Raw genomic sequence first — 18,224 nt, forward strand, 5'->3', positions numbered from 1 at the left:
AGGCGCAAACGTGACGGCCGCCCCAGAAGGGCGGCCGTTTTTGTTCATGTATCAGCTGTTGTTGTGGTCGACTTTGATGGTCGGGTCGCTGCCGGCAATCAGGTTGTGAATGTTGGCGCTCGACCAGTTGTTGCCTTCCAGTTTGATCGTCACATCCGGGGTGGCCGCAGCAGCGTCGCCGGAGTTGAACTTGCCCGCCGAGCTGACTTGCAGCGACGACGTGCCGTCGACCGTGGTGATCTTCAGGAAGTTGTCGATGGTGCTGCCGGTCTCGCCCTGCAGCAAATCGCGCAGATCGATACGGTCACCGTCGGCGGCCTTGAAGTCCTTGATCACGTCGTTGCCGGTGTCGCCCGCCTTCCAGACGAAGGTGTCGGCACCCGAACCGCCGATGAGGATGTCATTACCCTGACCGCCGATCAGCGTGTCGTTGCCGGTGCCGCCGAGCAGGATGTCATTACCCTTGCCGCCATCGAGCAGGTCGTTGCCGCCCGAGCCGAAGAGGATGTCATTGCCCGCACCACCCAACAGCGTGTCGTTACCGTCGTGCGCGCCGGACACATCGAACGCCTGATAGTGCTCGGTGATGTACTGGTGCACGTTGCTGGTGGTGACTTTGCTGACGTCGACGCCGGTCTGCTGCGCGACGAACGCCTGCATCGCCTGATAACCCTCACCGGCAATGCCGTTGAAGCTCACCAGGTCGCCGAACAGGATGTCGTTGCCGTCGCCACCGCTGACGGTGTCGTTGCCCGGCAGCGTCGCTTCGGTGTGGCCAATGATCGAGTTGGCCAGATCCTTCGGATCGATGTTGGTTTGTGGCGTTTTGTCCGAATCGTAAGGCTTCAGGTCGTTGAGGCTGACGCCGCTATTGAGGCCGATGGCTTCAACGTTGGACAGGCCGCTGAGCAACGCGAAACTGCTGGTCGAGTTGTCGGTGGTGGTCGAGGTGGTGCTGCTGCCGCTGCCCGCCAGGCTCGACAGCTCGTAAGTGCCATCGCCCTGCGCGTGAACGGTACCCAGATTGGTAGTGCTCCAGCCATAACGGGCCGTGTAGGTCTGCAACTGGGCAATTCCGCTGGCGTTGATGCTCAGGTAATGCGTGTTGTCGATATAGGTGCTGAAGGTGTCGCCCAGCTTGTAATTGCTGGTGGTCACTACGCTATCGAACTTCACGCTGCCGTACAGCGTCGGGTTGGTCTGCTCGCCGCTCTGGTAGTAGGTCGGCTGGCCATCGGTGATGAAGTACGTGAGGTTCTTCGCCCCGGTGTTGGCCACAGCGTCGGCGCTCTGGAACCAGTTGGCCGTGGTTTTGAACACGTCCTCGTAGTTGGTGCCGCCGCCGGAACTCATCGAGTCCAGCACCGCTTTGAGCTGCGTCAGCGCATTCGGATCGTTGAGGTTCACCGACACCGATTTGTTGACCTGGGTATCGAAGTCCACCAGGAAGATGTTCACCGTGCCCGAGTTGCTGCCGCCCAGGCTCTGCTTGAGGGTGTTGAACACCGACGTCAGCGAGTCCTTGGCTGCGCTGATCGACGAACTGCTCATACTGCCGGAGCTATCGACCATGAACGCGATGTTGTAGTTGGTGCCCGGCACCACGGTCAGACCACCGATGTCGGCGACCATGATGTCGTTGCCATCGGTGCCGCTGAAGGTGTCGTCACCCGAAGTCGCGACGATGGCGTTGTAGACCGCCGGCACCACGGTGACCGGAATGGTCGCGGTGCTGCTGGCCGAACCGCCGACCATTTCGGTGGAGGTCGAGGTCACGGTCAGGTTGAACTGGCCGTTGTAGTACGGCGGTGGGGTCACGGTCAGGCTGCCGAGGTTCCAGCCAGTGACGTTGGCGTCGCCGCTGCTGGCGGTGACGGTGAAGGTGTGACCCGCGCCATCGCTGAGCACCGAGCCGACTGGTGCACCGCTGATCTTCACGCTCAGGGTTTCCGAGCCGTCGGTGTCAGTCAGTGCGGTGGTGATCGCCGACAGTTTCACTGTGGTGCCTTCGGCGCCGGTGTTGAGTTTGTAGCCGTCGTAATAGCCTTCGCCGTTAGTGCCGTGCAGATCGGAGACGGTCACGCCCGAATTCACCAGATCCTTCACGCCGGTGTAGATCGGTACGCCGGTGCTGCTCAGGTCGATCGGCGTGCTGCCGTTGACCGACAGGTTGACGTCGTAGCTGCCCGGGCCACTCTGGTTGTGGTGGTAGATGTCCAGGGTGTAGTAACCGCTGGTGGTCGGGGTGAACGAACCGTTGAGGTTGCCGCCCACGCCCCACGTGGTCGAGGCCACATTCTTGCCACCGATGGTGACCAACAGGCTGTCATCGCCGATGCCGCTGAAGGTGTAGGTCTTGCCGGCTTCCAGGTAGATCAGGCCGGAAGTCTTCGACGCCGTACCGGCGGTCACGCTGCCGTCAGACTGGACGTTGTTCACGTTAGTGCTGCTGTTCGGCGTACCGGCGCCGTCGATAACGTTTTTCAACGTGGTCGAATCCGCGCCATTGCCGTTGGTGCCCAGGCCCGAGAGGCCGGTCCAGACTTCCTTGATCAGGCCGGTGGACTTCACGCTGTTGTCGGCCACGCCCACGGTCGGCGCATCCGCCACTGGCGTGATGTCGATCTTCACGGTGCCGGTGTTGCCCAGCAGTTGGCCGTCGGTTGGCTGGAACTTGATCTGTGCGTAATCCGCCTGATTGTTGCCCAGGCCGGTGCCGCCGTAACCGTTGACGCCCGACTCGTTGGCATCCGGCAGGAAGCGCAGCTTGCCCGCGTCGATGTCAGCCTTGCTGAAGGTCTGGTTGTTGGCGACGTCTTTCCAGGTCGAACCGTCCAGGTACTGCAGTTTGCCTTCGCCCGGCAGCTGGGTGATTTTGATACCCAGGCTGCTGGCCGGGCTGTCGACGTCGGTCACACCGAAAGTCGACCAGCCGAGCACCAGCGGCGTGTCTTCGGTGCCGGTGACATTGCTCGGTGCAGCAACCGGCGCGTCGTTGACCGCCACCACGTTGACCGTGGTGGTCGCGGTGTTGGAGTAGTTGCCGCCATCGGTCACCGTCACGGTGATGATGCGCGGCACGGTGCTCGGATCTTCACTGCTGTTGGTGAAGCTGATGTTCTTGATCGCCTGCATGTAGTCGGCCAGCGTCGCGTTGCCCGACAAGGTCAGGGTCACGGTGCCGTTGGTGCTGTTGGCATTGATGGTGATGCCGTTGACGCTGTTGCCCAGGTTCAGCGCATCGCCGTCCTGACGGTTGGTCAGCACTACAGTGGCGCCGGTCAGCATGGTGCTGTCCGGGTCGGTGATCTTGATATCGGTGTCGGCAATCGACACGCCCGCGCCCGGAGTGTTTTCGGTGAAAGTCACCTTGTAGTCGGCACCGGTGGCGCCGCTGGAATTGTTGGCATCCAGGTCGATGACCGGCGGCGCATCGTTGTCGATAATCGACGTGCTGACGCTGCCGTTGGTGCTGCTGACCGCGAGGTTCTCGAAGTTGCCGCCGGTGGCGGAATCGATCTTGACCACGAAGTTCTCGGTGCCTTCGGTGATCTTGTCATCGATGGTCGCAACGTTGAACTGCGCGCTGCTCGCACCTGCCGGGATCTTCACGGTGTACACACCGGTGAAGTCCGAACCGTCGGCGGCGGTGCCGCTGTAGACGATTTTCAGGGTCACTTCGGTTTGCGCAGGGTGATTCAGGCTGACCGTGTAGCTGGCAGTCTGGCCTTCGGTCACCGAGCTGCTGCCGGTGATGCTGACCGTGGTGGTGTCGATCGTGTCGGTGACGCTCGTAACAGCTGGTGTATTGCTGGTCACCAGATTTTCGAAGCCGCCGCCGCTGGTGCCGGTAATGCTTGCCTGTACATTGCCGGCGTCTTTGTAGACATCATCGGCCGGAGCCGGGACGGTCACGGTGCCAGTGGTTTTACCAGCCTCGATGGTGATCACCGAGCCATTGCTCAGGGTCACCGTGACTGGCGAGCCAGCGGCGTTGGTCAGGGTCGCGGTGTAGGTGATCTGGCCACCTTCGGCCACGGTGCCGGTCGCGGACAGCGTCAGGTTGGTGGTGTCGATGGTGTCGGTCACGGTGGTGCTGACCGGGGTTTTGTCGGCGACGAGATTCTCGTAGTTGCCGCCCGTGACGTTGCTGATCGAGTTGGTAAGCGGGGCGTGACCGGTCAACGCATCGTTCGGTGCGGTGGTGGTCACGGTGCCGGTGGTTTTGCCGATGTCGATGGTGATGGTCTGACCGTTGGCCAGGGTCACGACAACAGGCGCGCCAGTCACGGCTGCGCCGACGGTGGCGGTGTAGACGACGTTGCCGCCTTCAGCCGCTGTGCCGGTCGCGGTCAGTTTCACCGTGGTGGTATCGATGGTGTCGGTGACGCTGGTCACGGCTGGCGTGGTGCTGGTCACCAGGTTTTCGAAGCTGCCACCCGTGGCGGTTTTGATCGTGGCCTGGACGTTGCCGGCGTCTTTGTAGACGTCATCGGCTGGCGCTGGAACGGTCACGGTGCCAGTGGTTTTGCCGGCGTCGATGGTGATCACCGAGCCGTTGCTCAGGGTTACGGTGACTGGCGAGCCAGCGGCGTTGGTCAGGGTCGCGGTGTAGGTGATCTGGCCACCCTCGGCCACGGTGCCGGTTGCGGACAGCGACAGGTTGGTGGTGTCGACGGTGTCGGTCACAGTGGTGCTGACCGGGGTTTTGTCTGCGATCAGATTTTCGTAGTTACCACCGGTCACGTTGGTGATCGCGTTGGTCAGCGGTGCATGACCGGTCAACGCATCGTTCGGTGCGGTGGTGGTCGCGGTGCCGGTGGTCTGGCCGACGCCGATGGTGATGGTTTGACCGTTGGCCAGGGTCACGACAACCGGCGAACCGGTGACTGGCGCGCCGACGGTCGCGGTGTACACGACGTTGCCGCCCTCTGCCGCAGTGGCCGTTGCCGTCAGCTTCACAGTGGTGGTGTCGATGGTGTCGGTGACGCTGGTGATAGCCGGCGTCGTGCTCGGCGCCAGGTTTTCGAAATTGCCACCGGTGGCGGTGCTGATGGTCGCCTGCACGGTGCCGGCGTCCTTGTAGACGTCGTCCGCTGGTGCAGGAACGGTCACGGTGCCAGTGGTTTTACCGGCATCGATGGTGATCACGGCGCCGTTCGACAGGGTGACGGTCACTGGCGAGCCAGCGGCGTTGGTCAAGGTTGCGGTGTAGACGATCGAACCGCCCTCGGCTACGGAGCCGGTCGCACTGAGCGACAGGTTGGTGGTGTCGACGGTGTCGGTCACGTTGGTGCTGACCGGGGTTTTGTCGGCCACGAGGTTCTCGTAGTTGCCGCCCGTCACATTGGTGATCGAGTTGGTCAGCGGCGCATGACCGGTCAACGCATCGTTCGGTGCGGTGGTGGTCGCGGTGCCGGTGGTCTGGCCGACGCCAATGGTGATGGTCTGACCGTTGGCCAGGGTCACGACAACCGGCGAGCCGGTAACCGGCGCGCCTACAGTAGCGGTGTAGACAACATTGCCGCCTTCAGCCGCCGACTCGGTAGCCGTCAGTTTCACGGTGGTGGTGTCGATGGTATCGGTGACGCTGGTGACGGCGGGAACAGTGCTCGGCACCAGGTTTTCGAAGTTGCCACCGGTGGCGGTGCTGATGGTCGCTTGCACGGTGCCGGCGTCTTTGTAGACGTCGTCGGCCGGGGCTGGAACGGTCACGGTACCGGTGGTTTTGCCCGCGTCGATGGTGATCACGGCGCCGTTGGACAGGGTCACGGTGACTGGCGAGCCAGCGGCGTTGGTCAGGGTCGCGGTGTAGACGATCGAGCCACCTTCGGCCACGGAGCCAGTCGCGGACAGCGACAGGTTGGTGGTGTCGACGGTGTCAGTGACGTTAGTCGAAACTGGCGTCTTGTCGGCCACAAGGTTTTCGTAGTTACCGCCCGTGACGTTGGTGATCGAGTTGGTCAGCGGTGCGTGGCCGGTCAATGCGTCGTTTGGCGCGGTAGTGGTCGCGGTGCCAGTGGTCTGGCCAACACCGATGGTGATGGTCTGACCGTTCGACAGAGTTACCACAACCGGCGAGCCAGTCACTGGCGCGCCGACGGTTGCGGTGTAAACGACATTGCCGCCTTCAGCGGCAGTGGCGGTCGCGGTCAGTTTCACTGTGGTGGTGTCGATGGTATCGGTAACACTGGTGATTGCTGGCGTCGTGCTCGGCACCAGGTTTTCGAAGTTGCCACCGGTGGCGTTGCTGATCGTGGCCTGCACGGTGCCGGCGTCTTTGTAGACGTCGTCGGCTGGCGCTGGAACGGTCACGGTGCCGGTGGTTTTGCCGGCATCGATGGTGATCACGGCGCCGTTTGACAGGGTCACGGTGACTGGCGAGCCAGCGGCGTTGGTCAGGGTCGCGGTGTAGACGATCGAGCCACCTTCGGCCACGGAGCCAGTCGCGGACAGCGACAGGTTGGTGGTGTCGACGGTGTCAGTGACGTTAGTCGAAACTGGCGTCTTGTCGGCCACGAGGTTTTCGTAGTTACCGCCCGTGACGTTGGTGATCGAGTTGGTCAGCGGTGCGTGACCAGTCAACGCATCGTTTGGTGCGGTAGTGGTCGCGGTGCCAGTGGTCTGGCCAACACCGATGGTGATGGTCTGACCGTTCGACAGAGTTACCACAACCGGCGAGCCAGTCACTGGCGCGCCGACGGTAGCGGTGTAGATAACGTTGCCGCCTTCAGCCGCCGACTCAGTGGCGGTCAACTTCACGGTGGTGGTGTCGATGGTGTCGGTGACACTGGTGACGGCTGGAAGAGTGCTCGGTACCAGATTTTCGAAGTTGCCACCGGTGGCGGTGCTGATGGTCGCTTGCACGGTGCCGGCGTCTTTGTAGACGTCGTCAGCCGGGGCCGGAACGCTTACGGTGCCGCTGGTTTTGCCGGCGTCGATGGTGATCACGGCGCCGTTCGACAGGGTTACGGTCACTGGCGAACCAGCGGCGTTGGTCAGGGTCGCGGTGTAAACGATCGAACCACCTTCAGCAACCGAATTGGTAGCGCTGAGTGACAGATTGGTGGTGTCGACGGTGTCGGTAACATTGGTCGATACCGGGGACTTGTCGGCCACCAGGTTTTCGAAGTTGCCACCTGTTACGTCAGTGATCGCGTTGGTCAGTGGAGCATGACCAGTCAATGCGTCGTTTGGCGCCGTGGTGGTCGCGGTACCGGTGGTCTGGCCGACGCCGATGGTGATCGTCTGACCGTTGGCCAGGGTTACGACAACCGGCGAGCCGGTGATTGGTGCGCCGACAGTCGCGGTGTAGGTGACGTTGCCACCTTCAGCTGCCGACTCTGTCGCCGTCAGTTTCACAGTGGTGGTGTCGATGGTGTCGGTGACATTGGTCACAGCCGGCACGGTGCTCGGTACCAGATTCTCGAAGTTGCCGCCGGTCGCGGTCGAAATGGTTGCTTCGACTTTGCCTGCATCTTTGTATACGTCATCCGCTGGCGCTGCGACGGTGACGGTGCCGGTGGTTTTACCGGCCTCGATGGTGATCACGGCGCCGTTGCTCAGCGTCACGGTCACTGGTGAACCGGCGGCGTTGGTCAAAGTAGCGGTGTAGACAATCGAACCGCCCTCGGCCACGGAACCGGTCGCACTGAGCGACAGATTGGTGGTGTCGACGGTATCGGTGACCGTGGTCGAAACCGGGGTCTTGTCGGCTACGAGATTCTCGTAATTGCCGCCGGTTACACCGGTGATCGAGTTGGTCAGTGGTGCCTGACCGGTCAGTGCATCGTTCGGTGCGGTGGTGGTCACGGTGCCCGTGGTTTTGCCGACTTCGATGGTGATGTTCTGGCCGTTGGCCAAGGTCACGGTGACCGGCGAACCGGTTACTGGTGCGCCAACAGTGGCGGTGTAAGTGACGGTGCCGCCTTCAGCGACCGACGTATCAGCCGTCAGTTTGACGGTCGAGGTGTCGATGGTATCGGTGACTTCGGTCACGGCCGGCACAGTGCTCGGCACCAGGTTTTCGAAGTTGCCACCGGTAGCGGTGGAGATCGTTGCTTCGACTTTGCCGGCGTCTTTGTAGACGTCATCTGCCGGAGCCGGAACGGTCACGGTGCCGGTGGTTTTGCCGGCGTCGATGGTGATCACGGCGCCATTCGACAGGGTCACGGTGACTGGCGAGCCAGCCGCGTTGGTCAGCGTTGCGGTGTAGATGATCGAACCACCTTCCGCAACGGTGCCGGTCGCAGTCAGCGACAGGTTAGTGGTGTCGACGGTATCAGTGACGTTAGTCGAAACCGGAGACGTGTCAGCCACCAGATTCTCGTAGTTACCGCCGCTCACGTTAGTGATCGCGTTGGTCAGCGGAGCGTGGCCAGTCAAAGCATCGTTCGGTGCGGTGAATGTCACGGTGCCCGTGGTTTTTCCGACTTCGATGGTGATGTTCTGGCCGTTGGCCAAGGTCACGGTGACCGGCGAACCGGTTACTGGAGCGCCCACAGTGGCGGTGTAAGTGACGGTGCCGCCTTCAGCGACCGACGTATCAGCCGTCAGTTTGACGGTCGAGGTGTCGATGGTGTCAGTCACTTCGGTCACGGCCGGCACAGTGCTCGGCACCAGGTTTTCGAAGTTGCCGCCGGTGGCGGTGGAAATCGTCGCTTCGACTTTGCCCGCGTCTTTGTAGACGTCATCGGCTGGCGCTGGAACAGACACGGTGCCGGTGGTTTTACCGGCTTCGATGGTGATCACAGCACCGTTCGACAGGGTCACGGTGACTGGCGAGCCAGCGGCGTTGGTCAAGGTCGCGGTGTAAACAATCGAACCGCCCTCGGCCACAGAACCCGTGGCGCTCAACGACAGGTTGGTGGTGTCGACGGTGTCGGTGACATTGGTTGAAACCGGTGTCTTGTCGGCGACCAGATTCTCGTAGTTACCACCACTCACTTCGGTGATCGCATTGGTGATCGGCGCGTGGCCGGTCAATGCATCGTTCGGCGCGGTGGTGATCGCGGTGCCGGTGGTCTGGCCAACGCCAATGGTGATGGTCTGACCGTTTGACAAGGTGACGACCACAGGCGAACCGGTAACAGGCGCACCCACCGTCGCGGTGTAAGTGACGGTGCCACCTTCAGCCACGGAGGTATCGGCCGTCAGTTTCACGGTCGAGGTGTCGATGGTGTCGGTGACATTGGTCACGGCCGGCACGGTGCTCGGTACCAGATTCTCGAAGTTGCCGCCGGTCGCGGTCGAAATGGTTGCTTCGACTTTGCCTGCATCTTTGTAAACGTCATCTGCCGGAGCTGGAACGGTGACAGTGCCGGAAGTCTTGCCCGCGTCGATAGTGATCACGGCGCCGTTCGACAGGGTCACGGTGACTGGCGAGCCCGCCGCGTTGGTCAGCGTTGCGGTGTAGATGATCGAACCGCCTTCAGCCACGGTGCCGGTCGCCGTCAGCGACAGGTTAGTGGTGTCGACGGTGTCGGTGACATTGGTTGAAACCGGCGTCTTGTCGGCGACCAGATTCTCGTAGTTACCACCACTCACTTCGGTGATCGCATTGGTGATCGGCGCGTGGCCGGTCAATGCATCGTTCGGCGCGGTGGTGATCGCGGTGCCGGTGGTCTGGCCAACGCCAATGGTGATGGTCTGACCGTTAGCCAGGGTCACGACAACAGGCGAACCGGTGACTGGCGCGCCGACGGTGGCGGTGTAGGTAACGGTGCCACCCTCAGCCGCCGATTCGGTCGCGGTGAGTTTGACGGTGATGGTGTCGATGGTGTCGGTGACGTTGGTCACGGCCGGCACGGTGCTCGGCACCAGATTCTCGAAGTTGCCGCCGGTTGCATCCTTGATCGTCACTTCGACTTTGCCGGCGTCTTTGTAGACGTCATCGGCAGGCGCTGGAACAGTTACGGTGCCGGTGGTTTTGCCGGCCTCGATGGTGATTACCGAACCGTTGCTCAGGGTCACGGTTACCGGCGTACCCGCCGGGTTGGTCAGGGTCGCGGTGTAAACGATCGAACCGCCTTCTGCTACCGAATCGGTCGCGGTCAGGTTCAGGTTGGTGGTGTCGGTGGTGTCTGAAACCGCGGTGTCGGCGGACTTGCCGTCGACCGCGAGTTTTTCGTAGTTGCCACCGGTAGCGCCGTCGATGGTCACGCTCAGCGAGCTGCCGCCGGCCAACGGGCTGTTCGGTGCAACGAAGTTCACCGAGCCGGTGGTTTCACCGACGGCGATGGTGATGGTCTGGCCGTTGGACAGGTTCACGACAACCGGCGAGCCCGTCACGGGTGCAGTCACGGTCGCGGTGTAGACCACGGTTTCGCCTTCGGCGACGTTCGCCGTGGCAGTCAGCGACACGGTGGAGGTGTCGATGGTGTCGTTGACGGTGGTGACCGCTGGAGCCGTGTTGGTGACGAGGTTTTCGAAGTCGCCACCGGTCGCGCCTTTGATGGTCGCTTCAACGGTGCCGGCGTCTTTGTAGACGTCGTCTTTCGGAGCGTCGACGGTCACGGTGCCGGTGGTTTCACCAGCCTTGATGGTAATCACCGAGCCGTTACTCAGGGTCACGGTGACCGGCGAGCCAGCCGCGTTGGTCAGGGTCGCGGTGTAAGTGATCTGGCCGCCTTCGTCCACGGTGCCAGTCGCGGTCAGCGACAGGTTGGTGGTGTCGACAGTGTCGGTCACGGTGGTGCTGACCGGGGTTTTGTCGGCAACAAGGTTTTCGTAATTGCCGCCGGAAACGTCGGTGATCGCGTTGGTCAACGGCGCATGACCGGTCAACGCATCGTTTGGTGCGGTGGTGGTCACGGTGCCGGTGGTTTTACCCACTTCGATGGTGATGTTCTGACCATTGGCCAAGGTCACGACAACCGGCGAACCGGTGACTGGCGCGCCGACGGTCGCGGTGTAGGTGACGGTGCCACCTTCAGCCGCAGACTCGGTGGCGGTCAGTTTGACCGTCGAGGTGTCGATGGTGTCAGTGACGTCGGTTACCGCTGGGGTGGTGCTCGGCACCAGGTTCTCGAAGTTACCGCCGGTTGCATCCTTGATGCTGACTTCGACCTTGCCGGCGTCCTTGTAGACGTCATCGGCAGGCGCAGGAACCGTCACGGTGCCGGTGGTTTTGCCCGCCTCGATGTTGATCACCGAGCCGTTGCTCAGGGTCACGGTCACAGGCGTTCCGGCCGGGTTGGTCAGGGTCGCGGTGTAAACAATCGAGCCGCCCTCGGCGACGGTGCCTGTTGCGGTCAGCGACAGATTGGTGGTGTCGACGGTGTCGGTGACGGTGGTCGAAACCGGGGTCTTGTCGGCGACCAGATTCTCGTAGTTACCGCCGCTCACGTCAGTGATCGCATTGGTCAACGGCGTGTGGCCGTTCAGCGCATCGTTCGGCGCAGTGGTAGTCGCGGTGCCGGAGGTTTTACCGACTTCGATGGTGATGGTCTGACCGTTGGCCAGTGTCACGACCACTGGCGAACCCGTCACCGGAGCGCCGACAGTGGCGGTGTAAGTGACGGTGCCACCTTCAGCCGCCGACTCGGTGGCGGTCAGTTTGACGGTCGAGGTATCGATGGTGTCGGTGACTTCGGTCACGGCTGGAACGGTGCTTGGCACCAGATTCTCGAAATTGCCGCCCGTAGCGTCCTTGATCGTCACTTCGACCTTGCCAGCGTCTTTGTAGACGTCATCGGCAGGCGCCGCAACGGTGACGGTGCCGGTGGTCTTGCCCGCTTCAATGGTGATCACCGAGCCGTTGCTCAGGGTCACGGTCACCGGCGTTCCGGCCGGATTGGTCAGGGTTGCGGTGTAGATGATCGAACCGCCCTCGGCGACCGAATTGGTGGCGCTGAGCGACAGGTCAGTGGTGTCGACGGTGTCGGTGACGGTGGTGGAAACCGGGGTCTTGTCGGCCACCAGGTTTTCGTAGTTGCCGCCGCTGACACCAGTGATCGAATTACCCAGCGACGCCTGACCGGTCAGCGCATCGTTCGGCGCAGTGAAAGTCACGGTGCCAGTGGTCTTGCCGACTTCGATGGTGATGCTCTGGCCGTTGGCCAGGGTCACCACGACTGGCGAACCGGTGACCGGCGCGCCGACTGTAGCGGTGTAAGTGACAGTGCCGCCTTCAGCCACAGTAGTGTCGGCCGTCAGTTTCACCGTCGAGGTGTCGATGGTGTCAGTGACGTCGGTCACTGCTGGTGTGGTGCTCGGCACCAGGTTCTCGAAGTTGCCGCCCGTTGCATCCTTGATGGTGACTTCGACTTTGCCGGCGTCCTTGTAGACGTCATCGGCAGGCGCTGCGACGGTCACGGTACCGGTAGTTTTACCAGCGTCGATGGTGATCACCGAACCGTTCGACAGGGTCACGGTGACTGGCGTACCGGCCGGATTGGTCAGCGTTGCGGTGTAAACAATCGAACCACCTTCAGCCACGGTGCCGGTCGCACTCAGCGACAGGTTGGTGGTGTCGACGGTATCGGTCACCGAAGTCACGGCCGGGGTCTTGTCGGCCACGAGATTTTCGTAATTGCCGCCGCTGGCGCCGTCGATTTTCACACTCAGCGTGTTGCCGCCGGCCAGGGCATCGTTCGGTGCGGTGAAGTTGACGCTGCCGCTGCTGGCGCCGACCGGGATGGTGATGGTCTGGCCGTTGGACAGGGTCACGACAACCGGCGAACCGGTCACCGGCGCGGTGACGGAAGCGGTGTAAACCACCACGCCGCCTTCACTGGTGCTGGCGGTGGCAGTCAGCGAAACAGTGCTGTTGTCGATGGTGTCGGTCACGTCGGTGACCGCCGGGGTTTTGTCGACCACCAGGTTCTCGAAGTTGCCGCCGGTGGTCTTGGTGATGCTCGCATCGACCTTGCCAGCGTCCTTGTAGACGTCATCGGCCGGTGCGGCGACGGTAGCGGTGCCAGAGGTCGCGCCTTTGGCAATGTTGATCACCGCACCGTTGCTCAGGGTCACGGTCATCGCCGTGCCTGCCGGGTTGGTCAGGCTCGCCGTGTAGACGATCGAGCCGCCCTCGGCGACCGAAGCGGTGGCGCTGAGGCTGATATTGGTGGTGTCGACCGTGTCGGTCACGGTGGTAACCACTGCCGAACGGTTGGCATCGACCTGTTCGAAGTTGCCGCCGCTGTGGCTGGCGATCGCGGTCTGTACCTTGCCGCCGTCGATGTATGGAGTATTGGCAGGCGCAGCGAAGTTCACCGAACCGCTGGTGGCGCCGGCAGCGATGTTGATCACTGCGCCGTTGGCCAGGGTCACGGTCATGGCAGTGCCGGCCGGATTGCTCAGGGTCGCGGTGTAGGTGATCTGGCCACCTTCGCTGACGGTGTCGCTGGCGCTGAGGGTCAGCGTGGTTTTGTCGATGGTGTCATTGACGGTGGTGCTGACCGGGGTCTTGCTGACGTCGAGCTTCTCGAAGTTGCCGCCAGTGGCATCGGTCATGGTCACGGTGAGCTTGCTGACGTCTTTGTAGACGTCATCGCTCGGTGCGGCGATGGTCACCGAACCGCTGGTTTTACCGGCCTCGATGGTGATGGTCTGGCCGTTGCTCAGGTTGACGGTCACCGGCGTTTGCGCGGCGTTGGTCAGGGTCGCGGTGTACGTGATCGACGTGCCTTCGAGCACATAGCTTTCAGCGCTGAGGGTCAGGTGCGTGGTGTTGATCGTGTCGGCAACGTTGGTCACCGCTGGCGTCGGATTGGCCACCAGGTTTTCGAAATTGCCACCCGAGGTTTCCTTGATGGTCACTTCGAGTTTGCCGGCGTCTTTGTAGACGTCATCGGCTGGCGCCGGAACGGTCACGGTGCCGGTGGTCTTGCCGGCGTCGATGGTGATGGTCGAACCGTTGCTCAGGGTCACGGTTACCGGCGTGCCGGCCGGATTGGTCAGCGTCGCGGTGTAGACGATCGAACCGCCTTCGTTGACGTTGCCGGTGGCGGTCAGCGAAACGGTGGTGGTGTCGACGGTGTCGGTCACGGTGGTGCTGACCGGAGTTTTGTCAGCGACCAGGTTTTCGTAGTTGCCGCCGCTGACGTTGGTGATCGAGTTGGTCAGCGGAGCGTGACCGGCCAGCACATCGTTCGGAGCGGTGGTCGACACGGTGCCGGTGGTTTTGCCGACGTCGATGGTGATGCTTTGACCATTGGCCAGGGTCACGACGACAGGCGAACCGGTCACTGGCGCGCCAACAGTCGCGGTGTAAGTGACGGTGCCGCCTTCAGCAGCGGTTTCGGTCGCGGTCAGTTTCACCGTCGAGGTGTCGATGGTGTCAGTGACGTCGGTCACGGCTGGAACGGTGCTTGGCACCAGATTTTCGAAGTTGCCGCCAGTCGCGTCTTTGATAGTGACTTCGACTTTGCCGGCGTCCTTGTAGACGTCATCGGCAGGTGCAGCAACGGTCACTGTGCCGGTGGTTTTACCGGCTTCAATGGTGATTACCGAACCGTTCGACAGGTTCACGGTTACCGGGGTGCCAGCCGGGTTGGTCAGGGTTGCGGTGTAAACGATCGAGCCGCCTTCAGCCACGGTGCCGGTGGCGCTGAGCGTCAGGCTGGTGGTGTCGGTAGTGTCAGTCACGGTGGTGCTGACCGGGGTTTTGTCGGCGACGAGATTCTCGTAATTGCCGCCGGTCACATTGGTGATCGAGTTGGTCAGCGGTGCATGGCCGGTCAACGCATCGTTCGGTGCGGTGGCGGTCGCGGTGCCGGTGGTTTGGCCGACGGCGATGGTGATGGTCTGACCGTTGGCCAGGGTCACGATGACCGGCGAACCGGTGACTGGCGCGCCGACAGTTGCGGTGTAGGTGACGGTGCCACCTTCAGCAGCGGTCTCGGTCGCGGTCAGTTTGACGGTCGAGGTGTCGATGGTGTCAGTGACGTCGGTGACGGCTGGAACGGTGCTCGGAACGAGGTTCTCGAAGTCGCCGCCCGTGGCGTCCTTGATAGTCACTTCGACTTTGCCGGCGTCCTTGTAGACGTCATCGGCTGGGGCCGCGACGGTCACGGTACCGCTGGTTTTACCGGCTTCAATGGTGATCACCGAACCGTTCGACAGGGTCACCGTGACTGGCGAGCCTGCGGCATTGGTCAGGGTCGCGGTGTAGGTGATCTGGCCGCCTTCAGCCACGGTGCCTGTCGCGCTCAGCGTCAGGTCGGTGGTGTCAGTGGTGTCAGTAACAGTGGTGCTGACCGGGGTTTTGTCGGCGACGAGATCTTCGTAATTGCCGCCGCTCACGCCCGTGATCGCGTTGGTGATCGGTGCGTGACCGGTCAGCGCATCATTCGGTGCAGGAGTGGTTACGGTGCCGGTGGTTTTACCCACTTCGATAGTGATGTTCTGACCGTTGGCCAGGGTCACCACAACGGGTGAACCGGTCACCGGAGCGCCAACAGTGGCGGTGTAGGTGACGATGCCACCTTCAGCCGCCGACTCGGTGGCGGTCAGTTTGACTGTGGTGGTGTCGACGGTATCGGTCACGTCGGTGACGGCTGGAACGGTGCTCGGCACCAGGTTCTCGAAATTGCCGCCAGTTGCATCCGTGATCGTGACTTCGACTTTGCCGGCGTCCTTGTAGACGTCATCGGCAGGCGCTGCGACGGTCACGGTGCCGGTGGTTTTACCGGCTTCAATGGTGATTACCGAGCCGTTGCTCAGGGTCACGGTGACCGGCGAACCGGCTGCGTTGGTCAGGGTCGCGGTGTAAACAATCGAACCACCCTCAGCCACAGAGCCAGTTGCGCTCAGCGACAGGTTGGTGGTGTCGGTAACATCGGTAACGGCGGTCGAAACCGGGGTCTTGTCGGCCACAAGATCTTCGTAATTACCACCGGAAACGCCGGTGATCGAATTGGTCAGCGGCGCATTGCCGGTCAACGCGTCATTCGGCGCGGTGGTGGTCACGGTTCCCGTGGTTTTGCCGACTTCGATGGTGATGCTCTGGCCGTTGGCCAAGGTCACAACGACAGGCGAGCCGGTCACCGGCGCGCCAACGGTAGCGATGTAAGTGACGGTGCCACCCTCAGCGACCGAGGTGTCGGCCGTCAGTTTCACGGTCGATGTGTCGATGGTGTCAGTCACTTCGGTAACGGCTGGAACGGTGCTCGGCACGAGGTTCTCGAAGTTGCCGCCGGAAGCGTCCTTGATGGTCACTTCAACTTTGCCGGAGTCTTTATAGACATCATCCGCAGGCGCCGGAACGGTCACGGTGCCAGTAGTTTTGCCCGCATCGATGGTGATCACCGAGCCATTGCTCAGGGTAACGGTCACCGGGGTGCCGGCAGGGTTGGTCAGGGTCGCGGTGTAAACAATCGAACCACCTTCAGCCACGCTGCCGGTGGCTGTCAGCGACAGGTTGGTGTCGTCGATCGAATCGGTAATGGTGGTGGTTGCTGGCGTGGTGTTCGGCACCAGGTTTTCGAAATTGCCGCCGCTGGTGCCGGTAATCGTGGTGCTGACGGTGCTGCCATTGTTGTAAACGTCGTTGGCCGCGGTTGGCACGTTGACGGAGCCAGTGGTCTTGCCGGCTTCAATGGTGATGGTCGAGCCGTTCGACAGGGTGATCGTCACCGGTGTTTGCGCGGCGTTGGTCAGCGTCGCGGTGTAGGTGATCTGGCCACCTTCGACGACTGTACCGGTGGCGGTGAGGCTGACGCTGGTGGTGTCGATCGAATCGGTAACGGTGGTGGTGGCTGGCGTAGTGTTCGGCACCAGGCTTTCAAAATTGCCGCCAGTAGCGCCGGTAATGGTGGTGCTGACAGTGCCGCCATTGTTGTAGACGTCATTGGCCGCTGTCGGCACGTTGACGGTGCCGGTGGTCTGGCCAGCCTCAATGGTGATGGTCGAACCGTTCGACAGGGTGACAGTCACCGGGGTTTGCGCCGGGTTGGTCAGGGTCGCGGTGTAGGTGATCTGGCCACCTTCGACCACTGTGCCGGTAGCGGTCAGGGTCAGGTTGGTGGTGTCGATCGAATCGGTGATGGTGGTCACCGCTGGCGTCGGGTTTGGCACCAGGTTTTCGAAGTTGCCGCCAGTCGCACCAGTGATAGTGGTGGTGACGGTGCTGCCGTTGTTATAGACGTCGTTGGCCGGGGTCGGCACGTTGACGGTGCCAGTGGTCTGGCCGGCGCCGATGGTGATGGTCGAGCCGTTCGACAGGGTGACGGTCACCGGCGTTTGTGCCGGGTTGGTCAGGGTTGCGGTGTAAGTGATCTGCCCGCCTTCGGTGACACTCGGCCCCGCCGTCAGAGTGACGGTGGTGGTGTCGATGGTGTCGGTGACTTGCGTCGTGGCCGGGGTGGTCGGCGGCGTCACGGTGATGCCGTTGCCGCCGGTGGTGCCGGTGACGGTCACATCGATCTGGCTTGGGTCGTTATAAACCGTGTCGTTCGGCGCCAGCGGCACATTGACGGTGCCGGTGGTGGAACCGGCAGGAATCACGATCACCGCGCCGTTGGACAGGGTAATGGTCAGGTCGGTCAGTGGCGCCTGGGTCAGGGTCGCGGTATAGACCAGCACGCCGCCGGCTTCAGTGATGCTCGGCGTAGCGCTAAGGCTCAGGGTCGATTCACGCAGGGCGTTGGTGGTGGTGTCGGTGGTCTGGCCGCCGGTAATGTTTTGCGCGGCCTGACCGGCGGAATTGATGCCTGCGGTCGGGAAACCAATGGTCGGGTCAACGCGGCCAGCGGTGGCGTCGAGCATCACGAAACTGTGCCCCCCCCCGGCGGCACCGCCAGTGCCCGCGGCGCTCGGGCCGGCAGCAGTTGCATCCAGAGCGGTAGTCGGGTCGACACCGGCGGCGATGGCTTGCTGCAATTCTGCTACCGACGGCGCAGCCTGCGCGGTGGCTTCGGCCAGGTCAGTGCTGGAGTCGGGCGCGTTGGCGCTCCATTGGGTTTCGCGGCCCAGATCGAGGGTGCGGCCATCAGCCAATTCAAGCGACACGGCGCCGGAGAGGCCGGTGTCGATCTGGTCGCCGACAAACAGGCGATCGCCTTCAACGAGTACGCGGCGCACGCCCTCTGGTGACACCACGAATACCTGACCGACAATGCTTTTGACGATGGCAACAACACTGCTCATTGAAGACTCTCCGGGTGTCACGTTCAGTTGACTTCCATGGACCTGACGGCATGGGCGCCGATTCAGTCTGGACGTACTTTAAAAATTTGCGAAACAAGTTTGACGCGTCTAATCGTCAATATTTTGGCTAGATT

At 62.2% G+C, this 18,224-nt stretch carries 1 protein-coding gene; it reads right to left on the bottom strand.

Annotation, left to right across the window (positions count from 1 at the left end):
- Positions 1–51: 51 nt before the first annotated feature.
- Positions 52–18,090 (bottom strand): immunoglobulin-like domain-containing protein, encoded by an 18,039-nt coding sequence (locus U6037_RS00670; protein WP_322845465.1) that lies wholly within the window; start codon positions 18,088–18,090, stop codon positions 52–54.
- Positions 18,091–18,224 lie beyond the last annotated feature (134 nt).

The sequence above is a fragment of the Pseudomonas sp. B33.4 genome (genome assembly GCF_034555375.1).
GTDB lineage: Bacteria > Pseudomonadota > Gammaproteobacteria > Pseudomonadales > Pseudomonadaceae > Aquipseudomonas.